Source organism: Micromonospora sp. MH33 (genome assembly GCF_003013775.1).
GTDB lineage: Bacteria > Actinomycetota > Actinomycetes > Mycobacteriales > Micromonosporaceae > Micromonospora > Micromonospora fulviviridis.
In genome coordinates, this window is the sequence record NZ_MUYZ01000099.1 from 1 (window position 1) to 20281 (window position 20281).

The following is a 20281-nucleotide window of genomic DNA, read 5'->3' on the forward strand; positions in this document are numbered from 1 at the left end:
CGCGTCCCGCGCCCCACCAGCCGGCCGGATCCATCTCGCCGGTGAGCGCCACGGCGACGTGCCGCGGCTGGTCCGGCACCACCGCGTCGGCGCGGGCGAACTCCTCGTCGGTCGGCCGCCGCTCCACGCCCATGGCCGGCGGCGCGCCGGCGCCCGGCCGCGGGTGGAACACCGTGCCGATCTCGTAGATCGCCACGTCCCGCTGGCCCCGGCCGACGTTGCGCTTCAGGATGCCGAGCAGCGGGCCGAGCAGCGTGGTGCGCAGCAGCGGCTCCTCCTCGGACAGCGGATTGGCCACCCGCACCGCGGGGCGGCGCGGGTCGTCGGCCGGCAGGCCGAGCTGGTCGGCCAGCTCCGCGGCGACGAACGGGTGCGCCAGGACCTCGACGTACCCGCGCTCGGCGAGCGACCGGGCGACCGCCCGGCGGCGCTGCTGCGGTGCGGTGAGGCCGCGGCCGGGGGGCGCGGTGGGCAGCACCGACGGCACCCGGTCGTAGCCGTCGAGGCGGACCACCTCCTCGACCAGGTCGGCCGGGTCGGTGAGGTCGGGCCGCCAGCTCGGCGGGGTCACGCTCAGCACGGCACCCTCGCCCGCGGCGGCGACGCCGGTCTCGCCCGGGTCCTCGCCGAGCCGGTCGGCGCCCCGGGTGACCGTGCAGCCGACCTGCTCGAGCAGCTCCACCACCCGCTCCGTCGGGTAGGCCACGCCGACCCGGCGCGACGGCAGGTCCGCCGGCAGGGTCACCGGGGTACGCGGCCGGACGTGGTCGAGGTCGAGGACCTCGGCGCCGGCCGTGCCACCGGCGTGCTCGGTGAGCAGCCGGACCGCCTTCTCCAGCGCCACCAGCGGCAGCGCCGGGTCGACGCCCCGCTCCCAGCGCTTGGCCGCCTCGCTGAACAGCTTGTGCCGCCGGGCGGTGCGGCCGACCATGGCCGGGTCCCAGTGCGCCGCCTCGAAGAGCACGTCCGTGGTGGAGGCGACGACCTCGCTGGTCTCGCCGCCCATCACCGCGGCGAGCGAGATCGGCCCGCTGTCGTCGCAGATCACCATGTCCTCGGCGACCAGCGTGCGGGTGACGCCGTCCAGCGTGGTCAGTTTCTCCCCCGCCTCGGCCCGGCGGACCACCAGCGGTCCGCTGATCCGGTCGGCGTCGAAGGCGTGCATCGGCTGGCCGAGTTCGAGCATCAGGTAGTTGGTGATGTCGACCGGCAGCGAGATGCTGCGGACGCCGGCCACGGTGAGCCGCCGGGACATCCAGCCGGGGGTCTGCGCGGTCGGGTCGACGCCGCGGACCATCCGCGCGGCGAACCGGTCACAGCCGACGGTGTCGCGCACCTCGACGGGGTACGCCGGCTCGGCGGTCGCGCCCGGGGCCGGCAGCTCGGCCGGGTCGCGGAACGGCACACCGAGGGCGTGCGACAGCTCGCGGGCGAGGCCCCGGACGCTGAGCGCGTACCCGCGGTCCGGAGTGATCTCCAGCTCGACCACGACGTCGTCGAGGCCGACCACCGGGCGGGCGTCGTCGCCGGGCAAGGCCTTCGTGTCCTCGGGCAGCACGATGATGCCCGAGTGGTCGTCGCCCAGGCCCAGCTCCTTGGCGGAGCAGATCATGCCGTGGGAGTTGCGCCCGTACGTCTTGCGCGCGCCGATGTGGAAGTCGCCGGGCAGCACGCCGCCGGGAAGGATCACCACGACCCGGTCGCCCTGGGCGAAGTTGCGCGCCCCGCAGACGATCTCCTGCGGCTCGCCGGTGCCGTTGGCGGCGCCGACGTCCACCCGGCAGAACCGGATCGGCTTCTTGAAGCCGGTCAGCTCCTCGATCTCCAGCACCTCACCGACCACCAGCGGGCCGGTGACGGTCTCCCGCAGGTCCACCACGGAATCGACCTCGATGCCGAGGTCGACCAGCGCCTGCTCCAGGTCGCCGGTGGGCAGGTCGGCCGGGAGGTCGACGTGCTCCCGGAGCCAACTGACAGAAACTCGCATGACTGTTAAACCACCGTCTCCGTAACTCGTGCCCGCACCGTCAGACCCCGAACGCGCGGGTGAACCGCACGTCGCCCTCGGCCATGTCCCGCATGTCGCTGACCCCGTGCCGGAACATGACGGTCCGGTCGATGCCCATGCCGAAGGCGAATCCGGAGTAGACCTCCGGGTCGATGCCGCAGGCACGCAGCACCCGCGGGTTCACCATGCCGCAGCCGCCCCACTCGACCCACCGCGGACCGTCCCGGTGCTCCGGGAACCAGACGTCGAACTCGGCGGACGGCTCGGTGAACGGGAAGTAGTGCGGCCGGAACCTGGTCTTCGCGCCCTCGCCGAACATGGCCCGCGCGAAGTGGTCGAGCGTGCCGCGCAGGTGCGCCATGGTGATGCCCTTGTCGACCACGAGGCCCTCGACCTGGTGGAAGACCGGGGCGTGGGTGGCGTCCAGTTCGTCGGTGCGGTAGACCCGGCCGGGCACCACCACGTAGATCGGCGGCTTGCGGGTCAGCATGGTGCGCGCCTGCACCGGCGAGGTGTGGGTACGCAGCACCAGACCGGAACTGTCCGCGCCGGCCGGGGGTGCGATGTGGAAGGTGTCCATGAGGCCGCGCGCCGGGTGGTCGGCGGGGATGTTCAGCGCGTCGAAATTGGTCCACTCCAGCTCGACCTCGGGGCCCTCGGCCACCTCGTAGCCCATCCCGACGAACAGGTCGCTGATCTGTTCCATCAGGGTGCTCAGCGGGTGGCGGGCGCCGCGCGGCCGCCGGTCGTAGGGCAGGGTCACGTCGACCCGCTCCTCGACCAGCACCCGCTCGGCCTGCTCGCGCTCCAGGATCTCCTGCCGGGCCGCGTACGCGGTCTCGATGGCGCGGCGGGCCTCGTTGACCCGCTTGCCGGCGTCGGACTTCGCGGCGGGCGGCAGCGCGCCGATCTCCCGGCGCGCCAGCGACACCGGGGACCGGTCCCCGAGGTGCGCGGGGCGCAGCGCGGTCAGCGCGTCCGGGTCGGCGGCGGCGGCGAACGCCTTCTCGGCGTCGGCCACGGCCGCGGCCAGGGCGTCCGGGTCGAGCAGGGCGACCTGCTTCGGGTCGTACGGATCGTTGCGGTAGCTCATGGCGTACGGGCACTCCCTCACGGCGGCGCCGGCCCTCACGGGCGGCTAGGCGAGTCTACGGACGCGCGGCTTCGCCGCAGCCCGCCGGTGGGAGTCGAGCAGGAGGAAGGGTCAGGCCCGCCGCCCGCCGACACCGGCGGGCTGGCTAAACGAACGCCGTGGCGCGTTCATCATCCGGCTGACTCCCCTGCTGTGTGGCCGCGCGGACCCGTGGGTCGGCGCAGAGCTCTCGCTGAAGCGTACAGGCAGACGGCCGCGGCCGCAGCCAGGTTCAGGCTCTCGGCGCGCCCGTGCAGCGGCACCCGGACCCGGGCGTCGGCCGCGGCGGTCAACTCCTCGGGCAGCCCGTGCGCCTCGGAACCGAAGAGCCAGGCGGTCGGTGCGGCGAGCCGGCCGGCGTCGGCGAGGTCGTCGAGGTCGGTGTCGCCGTACCCCGTCGTGGCGAGGACGGTGAGCCCGGCGGCCCGCAGCGCGGCGACCACGGCGACCGGCTCGGTGGCGCGGACCACGTCGACGTGGAACAGGCTGCCGGCGGAGGCCCGCACGCACTTGCCGTTGTAGGGGTCGACGGCGTCGCCGGCGAAGACCACCGCGCCGGCGCCGGCCGCGTCGGCAGTGCGCAGCACGGTCCCGGCGTTGCCGGGGTCGCGGATCTCGGCGAGCACCGCGACCAGGCGCGGTCCGCGCGCCAGGGCGGCGTCCAGGGGTACGTCGAGGTGCCGGCAGACGGCGACCAGGCCCTGGGGGGCGACGGTCTCGGCGAGCGCGGCGAGGGCCTCGTCGGTGACCTCGGAGACCGGCACGTCGGCGCGGGCCGCCAGCGCGGCGAGGTCGGCGTACCGGTCCAGCGCCGCCGGGGTGCCGAACAGCTCGACCACGGTGCCGGCGCGGGCGAGCGCCTCGCGGACGGCCTGCGGTCCCTCGGCCAGGAACCGGCCGGTGGCCTCCCGGTCCCGCCGGCGCTGGAGCCGGCGGGCGGCGACCACCCGCGGGGTACGCGGGGTGAACGGGCCGGGAACAGCGTCGAGGCGCCTCCCGTGCGGTGCTGACGGCATGGGAGACGCCTCGATCTGCTGGTACGGGTGGATCAGGCGGCCTGGGCCGCGGCGCCACCGGTGCCCTCGGCCGCCACGGCGGCGCGGGCCAGCTCGACGATCGCGGCGAACGCCGCGGCGTCGTTGACGGCCAGGTCGGCCAGGATCTTGCGGTCGACCTCGATGCCGGCCAGGCGCAGGCCCTGGATCAGCCGGTTGTAGGTCAGGCCGTTGGCCCGGGCGCCGGCGTTGATCCGCTGGATCCAGAGCTGCCGGAAGTCGCCCTTGCGGTCGCGACGGTCCCGGTAGGCGTACTGCATCGAGTGCAGCACCTGCTCCTTGGCCTTGCGGTAGAGCCGGGAGCGCTGACCGCGGTAGCCGCTCGCGGTCTCCAGCAGGGTACGACGCTTCTTCTGGGCGTTCACAGCCCGCTTGACGCGTGCCATCTCAACTCCTTCTTCGGTTCAGGTGGCGCGCGTCAGCGGCCGAGCAGCTTCTTGATGCGCTTGACGTCGGCCTTGGCCAGCTCGACCGTGCCGGTCAGCCGCCGGGTCTGGGTGGAGGGCTTCTTCTCCAGGTTGTGGCGGAGGCCGGCCTGCTGGGCAACGATCTTGCCCTTGCCGGTCACCTTGACCCGCTTGCCCATACCCGTGTGGCTCTTCATCTTCGGCATGTGGAACGTCTCTCCCCTGTTACTGACCGCTGGTGTCAGCGGTCGTGCCGGTCTCGCCGGCTGCTGCGGTCTCGCCGGCCGCCGGGGTCTCGCCACCTGCCGGGGCGGCCGACTCCTCCGCGGCCCGGTCGCGGGGCCCGCCGCGGGACGCCGTGGCGGCGACCGCGGAGGCCTTCACGGCCCGGTGCGGAGCGAGAACCATGATCATGTTGCGGCCGTCCTGCTTCGGAGCGGCCTCGACGTATCCCAGGTCCGTGATCTCGGACTCGAGCCGACGCAGGAGCCGGTAACCCAGCTCCGGGCGGCTCTGCTCGCGACCGCGGAACATGATCGTCACCTTGACCTTGTCGCCCGCCTTGAGGAACCGCACCACGTGACCCTTCTTGGTCTCGTAGTCGTGCGGGTCGATCTTCGGCCGGAGCTTCATCTCCTTGATGACGGTCTGCTGCTGGTTACGCCGCGCTTCGCGCGCCTTGAGTGCGCTCTCGTACTTGAACTTGCCGAAGTCCATGAGCTTGCACACCGGCGGGCGCGCCATCGGCGCAACCTCGACCAGGTCCAGGTCGACGTCCGCGGCCAGCTGCAGGGCGCGCTCCAGCGGGACGATGCCCACCTGCTCACCCTCAGGGCCGACCAGTCGGACCTCACGTGCCCGGATCTGCTCGTTCACGCGTGGTTCGACGCTGATGGGGCCTCCTCGAGTCGAGTCTTCTACGATGCCGACTCCGCGGGCTCCCGGACGGGAGCCGACCCGGAAAGCAGAAGGCCCCGGCGCATGCCAGGGCCCACTCGACCGGTCGGCACGATCACAGGATCGCGCATCCGGGACCGGGACGTGCCCGGAACCGGGAGACCGGGACCCGGCCACCTAAGGGGGCGACTCGGGTGGGAGCAGGCGCTCCGCTTCAGGACCGCCCTGAGGGCAGTCTGGTCGACTCCGCAACACTACACCCTCGCCCCAGCCCTCCCCAAACCGGGCCGGCCGGGACGCGGCGGGCGGTCAGCGCGGGGTGGCCGGGTCGGCCAGGGCGGCCAGGTGGGCCTGGTGCAGGCGGCGCAGGGCGCGGACCGCCTCGACGGCGCGCTCCTTGTCGGCGGCCTGGAGGGCGACCATCGGCAGCAGGTCGTCGTCGTGCAGCTCCAGGCTGGCCCACGGGGCGCCCCGGTCGAACCGGACCCCGCGGATCACCTCCCAGGGCAGCTCGTACGAGCTGATCACGTTGCGGACCCGGACACCTTTGGCGTCGGCCACCACCCGGGGACGGGTGAAGAGCAGGAAGCCGAGGGCACCGAAGACGCCCAGCCCCACCATGGCGAGCTGATCGCCCCGCTGGAACGAGCCGTAGCCGTCGCCGGTCGCGCCGGTCAGGGAGGTGGCCACCAGGCTGAACACCACCAGCAGCGTGACGGCCGACGCCCAGCAGACCACCCGGATCCGCCGCGGCCGCACGGTCACCACTGAATCGCCTCGAACCGCGGCCTCGCCTCGCTCCGCGCCGGCGCGAGGCGCCGCGCTGCTGAGCCTGCTGGTTCGCTCGCTCCGCTCGCTCACGGAACCAGTCTGCCATCCGGCTCGGGCTCGCGTTCCGCCGCCACGCGCCGCGGGACGCGCCGCCCGCGGCCGGCCACCAGCACCGCCACCCCGGTGAGCACCGCCCCGGCCAGCACCGGCAGCCGGACCCCGGCGCCGCCGTGCAGTGCCACGTCCAGCAGCAACGCCCCGCCGAGCTGCCCGGCCACGAGCGCCAGGCCGGTGCGCAACACCCCGGCGGCGCGGACGCCGACCAGCAGGGCGAGCACGATGCCGACGCCGAACAGGCCGCCGACGTAGAGCCACCACTGGGTGGGCCAGCTCGGGTGGCGGGCCAACACGCCGGCCAGCGCCGCCACCGCGGCGATCACCGAGGTGCTGACCAGGAAGTTCACCGCCAGGCCGGCGGCCGGGCCGACGGCCGCGGCGACCCGCCCGTTGAGCGCGGACTGCAACGCCACCGCCAGGCCGCCGGCGACCGAGAGCAGCACCAGCCCGACCGCCAGGTCGCCGACCGGCCGGCCGAGCTGGGCCAGGGTCACCGCGGCGATCCCGAGCAGCGCCCCGACGACCCGGGGCCCGGTCAGCGGCAGCCGGCCCGTCGCGGCCAGCCCGGCCCGGTCGACGGCCAGGCCGCCGAGGCTCCCCCCGGCCACCTGGGCGATCGTGAAGATCGCCACCCCGAGCGCCGGCACGACGAACGGGCCGATCACCACGATCGCCGCCCCGCCCAGCCCGCCCAGGAAGGCCCACCAGGGCAGGCCGGAGCGGCGCAGCCCGGCCAGCCCGGCGCGCATCGAGGGGACGACGACCAGCCCGAGCAGCACGATCAGGGAGCCGCCGAGGTTGTTGACCACCGCGCCGATGAGCGGGTCCCCGGCCCGCTCACCCAGCTCGGCGTTGACCACGCCCTGCGCGGCCGAGGCCACCCCGCCGAGGACGACCACGGCCAGGGCGGCCGGGACCGGCAGCGGCCTCACAACCGGCAGGCGTGGATGTTGGTGACCAGGATGGCCCGAGCACCCAGCTCGTACAGCTCGTCCATGATGCGGTGCACGTCGTCGCGCAGCACCATGGCCTGCACGGCCACCCAGCCCTCCCGGTGCAGCGGGGAGACGGTCGGCGACTCGATGCCCGGGGTGAGCGAGCTGGCCCGGTCCAGCAGGCCGGCCGGCACGTCGTAGGCGAGCATCACGTACCGGCGGGCGACCAGCACGCCGTGCAGCCGGCGCAGCAGCTGCTCCTGCTGGGCGCAGCCGGGGGCGCCGGCCCGGCGGACCAGCACCGCCGAGGAGCGCAGCAGCGGCTCGCCGAAGACCACCAGGCCGGCCTGGCGCAGGGTGGCGCCGGTCTCCACCACGTCGGCGACCACGTCGGCCACGCCGAGCCGGATGGCGTTCTCCACCGCGCCGTCCAGCCGGATCACCTCGGCCTTGACGCCCAGCTCGGCCAGGTGCCGCTCGACCAGCCCCGGGTACGCGGTGGCGATCCGGTGCCCGCCGAGCTGCTGGACCGAGTCCACGTCGTCGGGGCGGGCCGCGAACCGGAAGGTGGCCCGGCCGAAGGTGAGGTCGACGACCTCCTCGGCCGGCGCGCCGGAGTCGACCAGCAGGTCCCGCCCGGTGATGCCGACGTCCAGGTCGCCGGAGCCGACGTAGGTGGCGATGTCCTTGGGGCGCAGGTAGAAGAACTCGATGTTGTTGGGCTCGTCCCGGCAGACCAGGTCCTTCGGGTCGGTGCGCTGGCGGTAGCCCGCCTCGCGCAGCATCCCGGCGGCCGACTCGGCCAGGGCGCCCTTGTTGGGTACGGCGACACGCAGCATGGGAGTGCTCCTTCGATCGATCGACTGATCAGCGGACGGGGCACTCACAGATGTCGGTAGACATCCTTCAGTTCCAGACCGGTGGCCAGCATCAGCACCTGGGCCTGGTAGAGCAGCTGGGAGATCTCCTCCGCGGCCCGCTCCGGGCCCTCGTGCTCGGCGGCCATCCACGACTCGGCCGCCTCCTCGACGACCTTCTTGCCGATGAAGTGCACGCCCTTCTCCAGAGCGGCGACCGTGCCCGAGCCCGGGGTGCCGGCGGCGGCCTTGGCCTGCAGCTCGGCGAACAACTCCTCGAACGTCTTCACGGAAGGCGATTCTTCCAGCCGCCCCCGGTGACCACTCGCCCCGGGGGGCCTGCTTCCCGCTGGTCAGGCGAAGCCGACCCGGCGGCTGGTGGCGTCCAGGCCCCGGATGGCCAGCGCCGCGTCCAGCGCCGCCACCGTGGCCGCCCAGCCCTTGTCCTCCGCCGAGCCGGGCAGCCCGGCACGATCCCGGGCCTGCTCGATGGTCTCCACGGTCAGCACCCCGTGGGCCACCGGCTTGCCCTCGTCCAGCGCCACCCGGGTCAGCCCCTCGGTGACCGACTGGCAGACGTAGTCGAAGTGCGCGGTCGCGCCCCGCACCACCACGCCGAGGGCGACCACCACGTCGTACCGGCGGGCCATCGCCTGGGCCACCACGGGCAGCTCGACCGAGCCGGCCACCCGGGCCACCACGGTCTGCGCGCCGCACGCCTCGGCCGCGGCCACCGCCCGGTCGACCATGTGGTCGGTGAGGTCGCTGTGCCAGCGCGCGGCCACGATACCGACGGTCAGCCCGGCGGCGTCCACCACGGTCACGCCCGGTTCGCCGAAACCCGCCATGTCTATGCTCCGATCTCGTCGCCGGCGACCGGGCGGCCCATCGGCGCCTCGGTCACCTCGTCCAGCCCCTCCAGGAGGTGGCCCATCCGGTCCCGCTTGGTGCGCAGGTAGCGCACGTTCTCCGGGTTCGACCGCACGGGCAGCCCCTCCCGGCCGCTCACCGTGAGGCCGTACCCCTCCAGCCCGGCCCGCTTGGCCGGGTTGTTGGTCAGCAGCCGCATCGAGCGGACGCCGAGGTCGTAGAGGATCTGCGCGCCGGTGCCGTAGTCCCGCGCGTCGGCCGGCAGCCCCAGGTCGAGGTTCGCGTCCACGGTGTCCCGCCCCTGGTCCTGGAGCTGGTACGCCTGGAGCTTGTGCAGCAGGCCGATGCCCCGCCCCTCGTGCCCGCGCACGTAGAGCACCACGCCCCGCCCCTCCTGGGCCACCCGGGCCAGCGCGGCCTGCAACTGCGGGCCGCAGTCGCAGCGCAGCGAGCCGAAGACGTCCCCGGTGAGGCACTCGGAGTGCACCCGTACCAGCACGTCCCTGCCGTCGCCCAGGTCGCCCATGACCAGCGCCACGTGCTCGGCGGGGTCGTGCTCCGCGCGGTAGCCGAGCGCCCGGAACACCCCGTACGGAGTGGGCATCCGCGCCTCGGCGACCTGCTCGACCTGCTTCTCGGTGCGCCGCCGGTAGGCGATCAGGTCGGCGATGGTGACCAGGGTCAGCCCGTGCTCGGCGCAGAACTTCTCCAGGTCGGGCAGGCGCATCATGGTGCCGTCGTCGTTGACCAGCTCGCAGAGCACCCCGGCCGGGCGCAGCCCGGCGAGCCGGGTCAGGTCCACGGCCGCCTCGGTGTGCCCGGGGCGGCGCAGCACCCCGCCCTGGCGGGCGCGCAGCGGCACCACGTGCCCGGGGCGGGCCAGGTCGGTCGGGTCGGTCGACGCGGCGGCGAGCAGCCGGATGGTGTGTGACCGGTCGGCGGCGGAGATGCCGGTGCTGACCCCTTCCCGGGCGTCCACGGTCACCGTGTACGCAGTGCCCCGCCGGTCCTGGTTGGTGTGGTGCATGGGCGGCAGGTCCAGCCGGTCGCACTCGCTGTCGGTGAGCGGCACGCAGATGTAGCCGGAGGTGTAGCGGACCATGAACGCGACCAGCTCCGGGGTGGCCAGTTCGGCCGCGAAGATCAGGTCGCCCTCGTTCTCCCGGTCCTCGTCGTCGACCACGACGACGGGTCGGCCGGCGGCGATGTCCGCCACCGCCTGCTCGATGCTGCCAAAGCTCGTCATGCCACGGCCTCCGAGTACGTCGGCGGGATCGGGGTGCGGGCGGGCGGCGTCGCCCGGGAGGTGCGCCACCAGGCGAACATGCCGGCGGCGCAGAACCCGCCGTAGACCAGGTACATGGCGGCCGACGGGTAGAAGCCGCCCTGGAGCAGCAGCGGCACGCCGACCGCGTCGACGGCGATCCAGACCAGCCAGAACTCCACCCACCCGCGGGCCATCCCGTAGGTGGCGAGCAGGCTGCCGACCAGGATCCAGGCGTCCGGCAGCGGCCCCCAGGAGCCCAGCGCGGCCAGCACCGGGTACGCGGCCGCGGTGCCGACCACCGCGGCGGCGAGCAGGCCCAGCCGCTCCGGCCAGGTGGCCCAGCGCGGGGTGACCGCCGGCTGCTCCCCGCCGCCGGCGCGGCGGTTGCGCGACCAGCGCCACCAGCCGTAGACGCTGACCGCGAAGAAGAAGACCTGCCGGCCGGCCTGGCCGTAGAGGTCGTGCGCCTGCGGGGTGACGAACACCCCGCCGAGGAAGACGGTGAACAGCAGCGCGTTGCCGATCATGCCGACCGGCCAGGCCCAGACCAGCCGGCGCAGCCCGAGCAGCGCCGAGGCGAGGCCGAAGACGTTGCCGACGATCTCCCGGACCAGCACCGGCGAGCCGGCCACGTGCACCTGGGCGTCGAGCAGCCAGCCGAGCGGGCCCATCACCGGTCGCCTCCCGCCGCGCGGTCGCCGAGCAGCCGCTCGACGTACTTGGCCAGCACGTCCACCTCGAGGTTGACCGGGTCGCCGACGCCCTTGGCGCCGAGGGTGGTGAGCTTGAGGGTGGTGGGGATCAGCCCGACCGAGAACCAGTCGTCGCCGACCCCGGCGACGGTCAGCGAGATGCCGTCGACGGTGATCGAGCCCTTCTCCACCACGTAGCGGGAAAGGCCGGCGGGCAGCCGGAACCGGACCGTCTCCCACTGCGCGGCCGGCTCCCGGCTCAGCAGCTCGCCGACCCCGTCGACGTGCCCCTGCACGAGGTGGCCGCCGAGGCGGCTGTTCAGCGCGGCGGCCCGCTCCAGGTTGACCGGGTCGCCGGGGCGCAGCGCGCCGAGCGCCGTGCGGCGCAGCGTCTCCCCCATCACGTCGGCGGTGAAGACCCCGCCGTCGACGTCGACCACGGTGAGACAGACCCCGTTGACCGCGATGGAGTCGCCGTGCCGGGCGTCCGAGGTGACCAGCGGGCCGCGGACCGCGACCAGCGCCGAGTCACTCCCGGTGTCGGTGGTCCGGACGATCTCGCCCAGTTCCTCGACGATGCCGGTGAACATGTCAGGCCTCCCTCTTCCGGGGCAGCGCGGTGATCCGCAGGTCGGGGCCGACCTGCGTAACGTCGGTGAGCTCCAGGTCGATGGCGTCGGCGATGGTGGTCACGCCGGCGTCCAGCAGCGCGGTCGGGCCGGCGCCGAGCAGCTTCGGCGCGACGTACCCGACGATCCTGTCCACCAGGCCGGCGGCGAGGAACGCGCCGGCGAGGGTGGGGCCGCCCTCCAGCAGCGCGGCCCGCACGCCGCGGTGGTGCAGCTCGGCGAGGAGCGCCGCGAGGTCGACCCGGCCGTCCGGGCCGGCCCCGACCTCCGCGGCGGTGGCCACCCAGGTGCGGGCGGCGCCGTCGCGGACCCGGGCCTCGGCCGGGGTACGCCCCGAGCTGTCCACCACCACCCGCAGCGGCTGCCGGATGGCGAGGGTGCCGTCGCGCAGGTTGCGGGCGGTGAGCCGGGGGTCGTCGGTGAGCACGGTGCCCACCCCGGCGATCACCGCGTCGACGGTGCCGCGCAGGGCGTGCACGTCGATCCGGGCCGCCTCGGAGGTGATCCACATGCTGGTGCCGTCGGCCGCGGCGGAACGCCCGTCGAGGGTGGCCGCGTACTTCCAGATCAGGTACGGCCAGCCGCGGCGCATCGAGGTGAGCCAGGCGATGTTGCCGGCCTCGGCCTCCTCGGCGCGTACCCCGACCTCGACCTGGATGCCGGCGGCGCGCAGGGTGGCCGCGCCGCCGGAGGCGACCGGGTTGGGGTCCGGGACGGCGACGACGACGCGGGCGACGCCGGCCGCGATGAGCGCGTGGCTGCAGGGGCCGGTGCGGCCGGTGTGGTCGCAGGGTTCCAGCGTGACCACGGCGGTGCCGCCGTGGGCGCGCTTGCCGGCCTGGGCCAGCGCGACGATCTCGGCGTGCGGACCGCCCGCGTACGCGTGGAAGCCCTCGCCGACGACCTCGCCGTCGGCGTCCAGCAGGACGCAGCCGACCACCGGGTTGGGGCTGGTGGCGCCGAGCCCGCGGGCGGCCAGCGCGATCGCGCGACGCATCGCCTCGTCCACGGAGACGCTCGCCATCGCCAGCCCTGTCCTCTCGCTCGCCGGTCGCGCGCGGGCGGTTCAGGGAGAAGGCGGCACGGATGCCGCGGACACGCGGCGGCGGAGATCCGGGGACGGCACAGCCGGCCCCGGGGAGCCCACGCGGCGGCTGAGGGTGCTCAGCGCCCGGCAGGGCCCTCCCCGTCCCGCGCGCTGTCTCCCATCCGGACTGTCTGGGGGCGGACGAACCGCACCCCAACCGTCGGCCCCGGATTCTCACCAGGTCCACCGTGCGGCCGAAGCCGTCCGGGTCGCGGGCTTACCACGGTCGGACCGTGGATCACCGCCGGTTCGGAATTTCACCGAGCCCCGCCAGCGCGTGGTGGGTACACCGGAAGTCTTACACGCCGCGCGGCGGGTCGCGCCACAGAGGCGAGCTACCTCACAGCGCGGGCCGGTTCGTCACGTCACGCCCCGGCGCCGGTCGACCGCGACGTATGACCCCGGTTGGCTCTTGGCGACCGTCTTCATCTCGGAGGCCACGGCGATCGCCTCCAGCGGGTCGGTGAAGCGCTTGCCGGAGTCGGACAGGGAGACGCCGATGGAGAGGGTGACGAGGGCGGCCCGGCGGATGTTGCCCCGCCGGTCCTTCAGCTCGACGAAGCCGCGCTCCCGGTCGGTGGAATCGTAGAGGGCGTCGGCGGCCTTCTCGAAGTCGACCACGGCCCGGCTGGTGAGCGGCCGGACCTGGGAGGGGGTGCAGACGATGACGAAGTCGTCGCCGCCGACGTGGCCGAGGAAGGCCGGTGGCAGCCCGATCGAGACCACCGCCCGGTGCAGGCTGCGGGCCAGCGCGGAGATGAACTCGTCGCCGCGGACGAAGCCGTACCGGTCGTTGACGCTCTTGAACCGGTCGATGTCGATGTAGCCGACGGCGTAGTCGACGCCGCTGCGCACCCGGTCGCTGATCTCCCGCCGGATCCGGCTGTTGCCGGGCAGCCCGGTCAGCGGCGAGACCTCGCGGAACTCCTTGTTGCGGCGCAGCGTGGAGCTGACCCGGGCGACCAGTTCGGCGGTGTCGAAGGGCTTGACCAGGTAGTCGTCGGCGCCGGCGCTGAGGCCGTTGACCTTGTCGGAGGTCATCCCCTTGGCGGTCAGCATGATCACCGGCAGGGCCGAGGTCATCGGGTCGGCGCGCAGCCGGCGGGTCAGCTCCAGGCCGTCGATCCGCGGCATCATGAGGTCGACCACGGCCAGGTCCGGCCGGTGCCGCTCGATGACCTCCAGGGCCTCCTGGCCGTCGCCGGCGTGCAGCACCTCGAAGCCGTGCAGCCGCAGGTTGAACTCGACGAAGCGGGCGATGTCCTCGTCGTCGTCGACGACCAGGATCACGTCGGGTCGGTCGCCGGCCGGATCCATGTCAGGCCCCGGTCGCCGCGCGTTCCGCCAGGCCGCGCAACCGGCGGACCGCCTCGGCCGGGTCGTCGGCGCCGTAGACCGCGGTGCCGGCGACGAAGGCGTCGGCGCCCGCCGCGGCGGCCTGTTCGATGGTGTCCGCGGCGATCCCGCCGTCCACCTCGATGCGTAGCTCCAGGTGGCCGCTCGCGACGTGCCGCCGGGCGGCGCGCACCTTGTCGAGCAGGTGGGGGATGAACCGCTGGCCGCCGAAGCCGGCCTTGATCGTCATGATCAGCAGCGTGTCGAAGCTCGGCAGCAGGTCCAGGTACGGCTCGATCGGGGTGTCCCGGTCGATCGCCAGCCCGGCCTTCGCCCCCGCCGAGCGCAGGTCCTTGGCCAGCGCCACCGGGTCGTCGCACGCCTCGGCGTGGAACGTGACGTTGTACGCGCCGGCGTCGGCGTACCCGGGCGCCCAGCGGCGCGGGTCCTCGATCATGAGGTGCACGTCGAAGGGAAGCTCGGTCGCCGCGCGCAGGCTCTGCACCACCGGCAGCCCGATGGTCAGGTTGGGCACGAAGTGGTTGTCCATGACGTCCACGTGCAACCAGTCGGCGGCGTGCTCGACGGCGCGGACCTCGTCGGCGAGGTGGGCGAAGTCGGCGGCCAGGATGCTGGGCGCGACGATCAGCGGCGGTACGGTCACGGGGCCAGTGTACGAACGCGGTCACCCGCCGCCCGCAGCGCGGCACCGCCGGGAACCCGCCGTGACCCAGCCGTGACTCTCAGCGCAGAACCGGCCCGTCCGGCGCGGGATATCGACACGAAAAGCCATCCGTGACTGGCCGAACGATCGAAACAGGACGAAACTCCTACAGGGACTGTCACATATGCTGCACGCCCGGTCGCGCGGAACGCCGCACGGGCCGCGGCGGCCGGCTGTCATCTCCCGGGAAGGGCGGACGATGCGACGGTGGCTCGTGGCGCTGGCGCTGGCCGGCACGGCGACGGTGGTCCTGACCGGCTGCGTCCCACCCCACCGGGCCGACGGGGACCTCACCGACGACTGGGCCGCGCTGCCCGCGCCGCGCCTGTTCGTCCCCGCCACGGACGCCTGCCTGTCCCGGCTCACGCCCGTGGTGCAGGCCGCCACCTACGAGACGGTCGACTGTGCGGGCAGCCACCTGGCCGAGACGGTGCACGTCGGCAGGTTCACCGGGCCGACGGCGCAGGGCGCCCGGCCGGAGCCGGGGTCGCCCGCGCTGCGGTCCGCCCGCGCCGAGTGTGACCAGCGGGCCCGGGAGGTGATCGGCGGGGACTGGCACTCCGCCCGGCTCACCCTCAACATCGCGCTGCCCCCGGTGACCGCCTGGGTGGCCGGGGCCCGCTGGTTCCGCTGCGACCTGGCCGAGACCGACAGCATCGACAACACCCGGCCGGTCAACCGGCTGGGCAGCCTGCGCGGCGCCATGGTGGGCGACAACCCGCTGGTGCACCGCTGCTTCGACCCCAAGCTGATCGGCGAGAACCTGAACTACATGGCCCCGGTGCTCTGCACCGAGCCGCACCGGGCCGAGTTCGTCGGCGTGTACGAGGAGCGGGACCGGACCTGGCCGGACTTCACCCGGGCGGCCCCGGAGGTGCACCGCCGCTGCATGGCGCTGATCGCCGCCTTCGCCGCCGTGCCGAACAACGCCGACCTGCCGTACCGGGCCGGTTCGATCTTCTACCCGCCGTCGCAGCGGGAGTGGGAGGAGGGCGACCGGGGGGTGCGCTGTTTCCTGTGGAGCGACGACCGCAAGCTCACCCGGTCGATGCGCGGTGCCGGCCCCGAGGGACTACCCGTCATCTGAGCCCCGGTGCCGTATGCTGCACCGCCGAGGCGTACCCGGCGCTCCGCGCCGGTGGCCCGACCACGGACGACGGGGAGGTCGGTCGCGATGCGGCGATGGTGGGCGGCGGTCGCCGTGGGCGTGACGGCGGTGTTGGCACTGGGCGGCTGCGGCGCGCCGGCCGGGGTCGACCGGGACCTGGCCGACGACTGGCCCGCCTTCGGCGCCCCGACGGCCTTCGTGCCGGAGTCCGGCGCCTGCCACCCCACCATCCAGGACGTGGGCTACCTCAGCGGCTACAACCCGGTCGACTGCGCGGCCACGCACCGCGCCGAGACGCTGCACGTGGGCACCCTGACCGGCCCGGACGCGGAACGCGGCGCTCCCCCGCGGGCCGGCTCGGCCGGCACCCGGGCCGCCCACGCCGAGTGCGCCAAGCAGGTCAACAAGGCGGTCGGCGCGGACTGGCACTCGGGGCGGCTGCGGCTGTCGGTGGTCTTCCCGTCGGCCCTGGCCTGGACCGGCGGGGCCCGCTGGTTCCGCTGCGACGTCTCCGAGGTGGCCAGCCTGGACGACGGCAGCGTCACCGCGCGCAGCGGCAGCCTGCGCAACGCCCTGAAGGCGGGTTCGCCGTTGACGCTGGGCTGCTTCAACCCGAAGCTCAAGAAGGACGACGTGGAGGAGATGCGGCCCGTCGCCTGCACCGCCAAGCACCACGCCGAGTTCGTCGGGGTCTACCACTTCCCCGACATCAGCTACGCCGAGTTCCAGCGCACCTCGCTGCGGGCGCACAAGGGCTGCCGCGGGCTGATCGCGAAGTACGTGAAGGTGCCGAACAACAGCGACATGGTCTACCGGGCCGGCACGATCATCTACCACCCCTTCGAGGAGGAGTGGCTGGACGGCGACCGCGGTGTGCAGTGCTTCCTCTGGGTCTCGGACCGGACGCTGACCCGCTCGCTCAAGGGCGGCGGCAGCAAGGCCCTGCCGGTCACCTGAGCGGGAGCGGGGTGGGCCCGCGAGCCCACCCCGCCCGGGTCGCTCAGCCGACCTGGAGTGTGACGTCGTCGATGACGAAGCTGGTCTGGAGCGAGGCGTCCTCCACCCCGGTCCACTTCAGCGTCACGGTCTGCCCGGCGTACGCCGCCAGGTTGAAACTGCGCTGCGCGTAACCGCTCGCCGCGTTCAGGTTCGAGTACGTCGCCAGCGTCGCCGACCCGACCTGCACGGTCAGCTTGTCGTACGCCGTGCCCGTGGTGGTCTCGGCCGTGTCGATGTGCAGCCAGAACGACAGCGTGTAGCTCGAACACCCGGCCGGGATGCTCACCGACTGCGACAACGTGTCCGTGTGGCTGCTGCCGTACCCGTCCAGCCACGCCTTGTAGGAGCCCGTCCGCGCCGCCTGGCTCGACGAGTTGGTGATGACACCCGACGACGCCGTCCAGGGCGTGCTGCCCGACTCGAAGCTGCTGTTGCCGATGAGCTGGGCGCCCGTGCAGCCGCCGGTGCCGGTCACCGTGAGGGTGTAGCCGGCGCTGCGGGTGACCGAGCCGGTGCCGGTGACCGTGATGGTGAAGGTGCCGGTGGTGGCCGTCGCGGAGACACTGACCGTCATGGTGGCCGAGCCGCCCGAGGTGACCGAGGACGGGCTGAAGCCCACCGTCACCCCGCTCGGGGCGCCGCTGGCCGACAGGTTCACGGTCTGGGCGCTGCCGCTGGTGGTGGCGGTGCTGACCGTGGCGGTGGTGGAGCCGCCCCGGGCGACGCTGCCGGAGGCCGGGCTCACCGCGACGGAGAAGTCGTCGGTCGGGGTGCCGCCGCCGACCGCGAGCTGCCAGATCGCGTACGCGACGCCGTCGGCGCTGCGGTTGAGGACCGTCGCGCTGACGTTGCCGGTGGTGTCGCAGGAGCGGTGGTAGCAGGAGTCGTACGCGGAGTTCGCCGTGCCGCCCCACTTGGCGGCCTGGGCGGTGGTCTTGCGGGCGCTGGCGCCCGCCGCGTAGCCGGAGGTGGGGATGCCGGCCTGCTGGAAGGAGTAGTCGTCGGAGCGGCCCTGGCCCTCGACGTTCTCCTCCGGCTGGAGGTTGAGCGAGTCCCAGTACGCCTTCAGCGGCGCCGCCGTGGTGGAGGTGAGCCGGTTGATGAAGTAGCCGCCGTTGGTCGAGCCGACCATGTCGAAGTTGTAGTAGCCCTTGATGGCGCTCTTCTGGGTGGCGCTGAGCGAGTTGACGTAGAACTCCGAGCCGTTGAGGCCCTGCTCCTCGTCGGTCCACCAGGCGAACCGGACCCGCTTGGTCATGCTCGGGTTCTGCTGGGCGAGGACCAGTGCGTTCTCCAGCAGGGTGGCCGAGCCGGAGCCGTTGTCGTTGATGCCCGGGCCGGCGGAGACGCTGTCCAGGTGCGCGCCGAACATGACCACCTGGTCGGCCGGGCCCTGCGGCCACTCGGCGATCAGGTTGTTCGACGGGTAGGTGCAGGCGGAGCAGTACTGCTCGGTGACCGTGTAGCCGGCGGCCTGGAGCTTGGCCTTCACGTAGCTGACCGAGGCGGTGTAGCCGGCCGAGCCGGCCCGCCGGGTGCCGCCGTTGTTGCTGGCGATGGTGTTGAGCTGGGTGAGGTGGGCCTGGACGTTGGTCACCGAGATGTCCGGCGCGGCGGCGGCGAGCGCGGGGGCGGCGCTCACCGGGGCGGCGGCGGCGGAGGCGGCCGTGGTGGTGAGGGTCGCCGTCACGGCGGCGAAGAGGGCGAGCGCGAGGCCCGCGGTCGGCGTTCTGCGTCTCATGGAGACTCCTCATGGGGGGTCGGCGGGACGTACTGGCGGGGGTGGCACGACCCGTGGACTCCGGTGGGAGCCCCGCGGGGCCGATGATCGGAACAGTTACATGTATCGATGTAAGAGTCAACCGGGGTGTCACATGATGCGCGGAGCGGGGCCGCCGTCACCGGCGGCCCCGCTCCGCGTTCACCTGCACCCGTCGATCGGGTCCGCGCTCAGCCCCTCCGCAGCACAGCCAGGAACATCGCGTCGGTGCCGTGCCGCTGCGGCCACAGCTGCACGGTCGGGCCGTCCCCCAGGCCGGGCATGCCCGCGGGCAGCAGCGGGCGGGCGTCGACGAAGTCGACCGGGAAGCCGCACCGGCGGGACGCCTCGGTCACCGTCACGTGCGTCTCCACGACGTGCGGCGAGCAGGTCACGTACGCGACCAGGCCGCCCGGCCGGACCGCGCGCAGCGCCGCGGTGAGCAGCTCGCGCTGCAACCGGGTCAGCGGCGGCAGGTCCGACGGCTGGCGCCGCCAGCGGGACTCCGGCCGGCGGCGCAGCGAGCCGAGCCCGGTGCACGGGGCGTCGACCAGCACTCGGTCGAAGTGCCCCTCCGGGAGCTTCGGATCGGCCCCGACCGTGCGCCCGTCGGTGTGCACCACGGTGACCGGCAGGCCCCGCGTGGCCTGGGCGACCAGCCGGGCCCGGTGCTCGGCGACCTCGACCGCGGTGAGCCGGGCGCCGCGTTCCGCGGCCAGGGCGCCGAGCAGGCCGGCCTTGCCGCCGGGGCCGGCGCACAGGTCGAGCCAGCGGCCGTCCGGCCCGTCCAGCGGCGCCACCGCGAGGGCGTTCGCCACCAGCTGGGAGCCCTCGTCCTGGACGTGCGCGCGCCCCTCGGCCACCGCCGCCAGCTCGCCCGGGGCGCCGCCGGAGAGGTAGACCGCGTACGGCGAGAAGGCGCCAGGCGCCCCGCCGACCTCGTCGGCCAGCGCCACCGGGTCGGCCAGGCCGGGCCGGGCGCACAGGTGCACCGGCGGGCGCTCGTTGTCCTCCATGAGCAGGCGGGCGGTCTCGCGCAGGTCGCCGCCGAGCGCCTCGGCGAAGGCCCGGACGATCCACTGCGGATGGCTGTACGCCAGCGCGAGGTGGCCGATCGGGTCGGTCTCCTCGGACGGGGCGAGCTTCGCCACCCAGCCGTCCGTGTCCCGGCCGGCCACCTCGCGGAGCACCGCGTTGGCGAAGCCGGTGGCCCCGGGACCGACCGTGCGGACCAGGTCCACGGTGGACGACACGGCCGCGTGCGCCGGCACCCGGGTGTGCAGGAGCTGGTAGGTCCCCAGCCGCAACGCGTCCCGCACCGGCGGGTCGATCCGCTGCACGTCCCGGCCGGCCGCGTCGGTGATGATCGCGTCCAGGGTGCCGGTGTGGCGCAGGGTGCCGTAGGTCAGCTCGGTGGCGAAGGCGGCGTCCCGGCCGGTCAGCCCCTCGTCGCGGAGCATCGCCGGCAGCACCAGGTTGGCGTACGCGTCGTCCCGGTGCACCGCAGCGATCGCCTGGTACGCGACGTGCCGCGGCAGGTCCACGGCCGGACGGGCCGGGCGCCGGACACCGCCGCGCCGGTCGGCGCCGAAACGCCCCTCGCGCGGCGGCCCGTCGCCCCGGCGTCCGGGA

The 20281-nt window shown here is 74.0% G+C and carries 21 protein-coding genes and 1 riboswitch; of the genes, 2 read left to right on the forward strand and 19 right to left on the reverse strand.

Annotated features, from left to right (window positions below; genetic code table 11):
- The 17 genes from pheT to rpe all read right to left on the reverse strand — a co-directional run.
- Window positions 1-1987, reverse strand: a 1987-nt coding sequence (gene pheT / locus B0E53_RS16920) for a phenylalanine--tRNA ligase subunit beta (RefSeq protein ID WP_107076955.1), incomplete at its 3' end; no start/stop codon positions are given.
- Between the two features lie 40 nt (window positions 1988-2027).
- Window positions 2028-3101 (reverse strand): phenylalanine--tRNA ligase subunit alpha, encoded by a 1074-nt coding sequence (gene pheS, locus B0E53_RS16925; RefSeq protein WP_107076956.1) that lies wholly within the window; start codon window positions 3099-3101, stop codon window positions 2028-2030.
- 170 nt (window positions 3102-3271) lie between these two features.
- Complete coding sequence (locus B0E53_RS16930) at window positions 3272-4156, reverse strand: RNA methyltransferase (protein ID WP_107076957.1); 885 nt, start codon at window positions 4154-4156, stop codon at window positions 3272-3274.
- A 32-nt stretch (window positions 4157-4188) separates the two neighbouring features.
- The gene (gene rplT, locus B0E53_RS16935; protein ID WP_046564689.1) at window positions 4189-4581 is read right to left on the reverse strand and encodes a 50S ribosomal protein L20; all 393 of its coding nucleotides are present in this window, start codon (window positions 4579-4581) and stop codon (window positions 4189-4191) included.
- Between the two features lie 32 nt (window positions 4582-4613).
- On the reverse strand, window positions 4614-4808 hold the full coding sequence (gene rpmI, locus B0E53_RS16940) for a 50S ribosomal protein L35 (RefSeq protein WP_026267805.1): 195 nt from the start codon (window positions 4806-4808) through the stop codon (window positions 4614-4616).
- 19 nt (window positions 4809-4827) lie between these two features.
- On the reverse strand, window positions 4828-5478 hold the full coding sequence (gene infC, locus B0E53_RS16945) for a translation initiation factor IF-3 (protein WP_088970981.1): 651 nt from the start codon (window positions 5476-5478) through the stop codon (window positions 4828-4830).
- 330 nt (window positions 5479-5808) lie between these two features.
- Window positions 5809-6267, reverse strand: a complete 459-nt coding sequence (locus B0E53_RS16950) for a PH domain-containing protein (RefSeq protein ID WP_107076958.1) — start codon at window positions 6265-6267, stop codon at window positions 5809-5811.
- Between the two features lie 89 nt (window positions 6268-6356).
- On the reverse strand, window positions 6357-7319 hold the full coding sequence (locus tag B0E53_RS16955; RefSeq protein ID WP_107076959.1) for a DMT family transporter: 963 nt from the start codon (window positions 7317-7319) through the stop codon (window positions 6357-6359).
- Window positions 7316-8161, reverse strand: coding sequence for an ATP phosphoribosyltransferase (gene hisG / locus B0E53_RS16960; protein WP_107076960.1), 846 nt, complete (start codon window positions 8159-8161; stop codon window positions 7316-7318). Before hisG ends, B0E53_RS16955 begins: the two co-directional genes overlap by 4 nt.
- Before the next feature lie 44 nt (window positions 8162-8205).
- The gene (locus B0E53_RS16965) at window positions 8206-8487 is read right to left on the reverse strand and encodes a phosphoribosyl-ATP diphosphatase (RefSeq protein WP_221623237.1); all 282 of its coding nucleotides are present in this window, start codon (window positions 8485-8487) and stop codon (window positions 8206-8208) included.
- Between the two features lie 45 nt (window positions 8488-8532).
- Window positions 8533-9027, reverse strand: a complete 495-nt coding sequence (gene ribH, locus B0E53_RS16970; RefSeq protein WP_107076961.1) for a 6,7-dimethyl-8-ribityllumazine synthase — start codon at window positions 9025-9027, stop codon at window positions 8533-8535.
- A gap of 2 nt (window positions 9028-9029) precedes the next feature.
- Window positions 9030-10295, reverse strand: a complete 1266-nt coding sequence (locus B0E53_RS16975; RefSeq protein WP_107076971.1) for a bifunctional 3,4-dihydroxy-2-butanone-4-phosphate synthase/GTP cyclohydrolase II — start codon at window positions 10293-10295, stop codon at window positions 9030-9032.
- Entirely contained in the window at window positions 10292-10987 is a 696-nt protein-coding gene (gene pnuC, locus B0E53_RS16980) for a nicotinamide riboside transporter PnuC (RefSeq protein WP_107076962.1), read from the reverse strand. Before pnuC ends, B0E53_RS16975 begins: the two co-directional genes overlap by 4 nt.
- A complete protein-coding gene (locus B0E53_RS16985) occupies window positions 10987-11598 on the reverse strand; it encodes a riboflavin synthase (protein WP_107076963.1) in 612 nt (203 codons plus the stop codon). Before B0E53_RS16985 ends, pnuC begins: the two co-directional genes overlap by 1 nt.
- 1 nt (window position 11599) lies before the next feature.
- Window positions 11600-12661, reverse strand: a complete 1062-nt coding sequence (gene ribD, locus B0E53_RS16990) for a bifunctional diaminohydroxyphosphoribosylaminopyrimidine deaminase/5-amino-6-(5-phosphoribosylamino)uracil reductase RibD (protein ID WP_107076964.1) — start codon at window positions 12659-12661, stop codon at window positions 11600-11602.
- A gap of 169 nt (window positions 12662-12830) precedes the next feature.
- A riboswitch (FMN riboswitch) is annotated at window positions 12831-13003 on the reverse strand.
- An 81-nt stretch (window positions 13004-13084) separates the two neighbouring features.
- On the reverse strand, window positions 13085-14041 hold the full coding sequence (locus B0E53_RS16995) for a response regulator (protein ID WP_107076965.1): 957 nt from the start codon (window positions 14039-14041) through the stop codon (window positions 13085-13087).
- A 1-nt stretch (window position 14042) separates the two neighbouring features.
- Window positions 14043-14723 carry a ribulose-phosphate 3-epimerase gene (rpe, locus tag B0E53_RS17000; RefSeq protein WP_107076966.1) on the reverse strand — a complete coding sequence of 227 codons (681 nt, stop codon included), beginning with the start codon at window positions 14721-14723 and terminating at the stop codon, window positions 14043-14045.
- Between the two features lie 259 nt (window positions 14724-14982).
- Here rpe and B0E53_RS17005 point away from each other — a divergent pair, with 259 nt between their 5' ends.
- Entirely contained in the window at window positions 14983-15870 is an 888-nt protein-coding gene (locus B0E53_RS17005) for a septum formation family protein (RefSeq protein WP_107076967.1), read from the forward strand.
- An 87-nt stretch (window positions 15871-15957) separates the two neighbouring features.
- On the forward strand, window positions 15958-16848 hold the full coding sequence (locus B0E53_RS17010; protein WP_107076968.1) for a septum formation family protein: 891 nt from the start codon (window positions 15958-15960) through the stop codon (window positions 16846-16848).
- A 43-nt stretch (window positions 16849-16891) separates the two neighbouring features.
- Here the strand turns inward: B0E53_RS17010 and B0E53_RS17015 are convergent, their stop codons facing one another.
- Together B0E53_RS17015 and B0E53_RS17020 are read right to left on the reverse strand one after the other, a co-directional pair.
- Entirely contained in the window at window positions 16892-18631 is a 1740-nt protein-coding gene (locus B0E53_RS17015; RefSeq protein WP_107076969.1) for a M28 family peptidase, read from the reverse strand.
- A gap of 209 nt (window positions 18632-18840) precedes the next feature.
- Window positions 18841-20281: transcription antitermination factor NusB (locus B0E53_RS17020; protein ID WP_246835444.1), on the reverse strand; the 1441-nt coding region annotated here is incomplete at its 5' end.

What these genes read in the sequence shown, in the direction of transcription:
- pheS (WP_107076956.1), bottom strand. Translation starts at nt 3,101, where the DNA reads ATGAGCTACCGCAACGATCCGTACGACCCGAAGCAGGTCGCCCTGCTC.
- B0E53_RS16930 (WP_107076957.1), bottom strand. Translation starts at nt 4,156, where the DNA reads ATGCCGTCAGCACCGCACGGGAGGCGCCTCGACGCTGTTCCCGGCCCG.
- rplT (WP_046564689.1), bottom strand. Translation starts at nt 4,581, where the DNA reads ATGGCACGCGTCAAGCGGGCTGTGAACGCCCAGAAGAAGCGTCGTACC.
- rpmI (WP_026267805.1), bottom strand. Translation starts at nt 4,808, where the DNA reads ATGCCGAAGATGAAGAGCCACACGGGTATGGGCAAGCGGGTCAAGGTG.
- hisG (WP_107076960.1), bottom strand. Translation starts at nt 8,161, where the DNA reads ATGCTGCGTGTCGCCGTACCCAACAAGGGCGCCCTGGCCGAGTCGGCC.
- ribH (WP_107076961.1), bottom strand. Translation starts at nt 9,027, where the DNA reads ATGGCGGGTTTCGGCGAACCGGGCGTGACCGTGGTGGACGCCGCCGGG.
- B0E53_RS16975 (WP_107076971.1), bottom strand. Translation starts at nt 10,295, where the DNA reads ATGACGAGCTTTGGCAGCATCGAGCAGGCGGTGGCGGACATCGCCGCC.
- pnuC (WP_107076962.1), bottom strand. Translation starts at nt 10,987, where the DNA reads ATGGGCCCGCTCGGCTGGCTGCTCGACGCCCAGGTGCACGTGGCCGGC.
- B0E53_RS16985 (WP_107076963.1), bottom strand. Translation starts at nt 11,598, where the DNA reads ATGTTCACCGGCATCGTCGAGGAACTGGGCGAGATCGTCCGGACCACC.
- ribD (WP_107076964.1), bottom strand. Translation starts at nt 12,661, where the DNA reads ATGGCGAGCGTCTCCGTGGACGAGGCGATGCGTCGCGCGATCGCGCTG.
- B0E53_RS16995 (WP_107076965.1), bottom strand. Translation starts at nt 14,041, where the DNA reads ATGGATCCGGCCGGCGACCGACCCGACGTGATCCTGGTCGTCGACGAC.
- B0E53_RS17005 (WP_107076967.1), top strand. Translation starts at nt 14,983, where the DNA reads ATGCGACGGTGGCTCGTGGCGCTGGCGCTGGCCGGCACGGCGACGGTG.
- B0E53_RS17010 (WP_107076968.1), top strand. Translation starts at nt 15,958, where the DNA reads ATGCGGCGATGGTGGGCGGCGGTCGCCGTGGGCGTGACGGCGGTGTTG.
- B0E53_RS17015 (WP_107076969.1), bottom strand. Translation starts at nt 18,631, where the DNA reads ATGAGACGCAGAACGCCGACCGCGGGCCTCGCGCTCGCCCTCTTCGCC.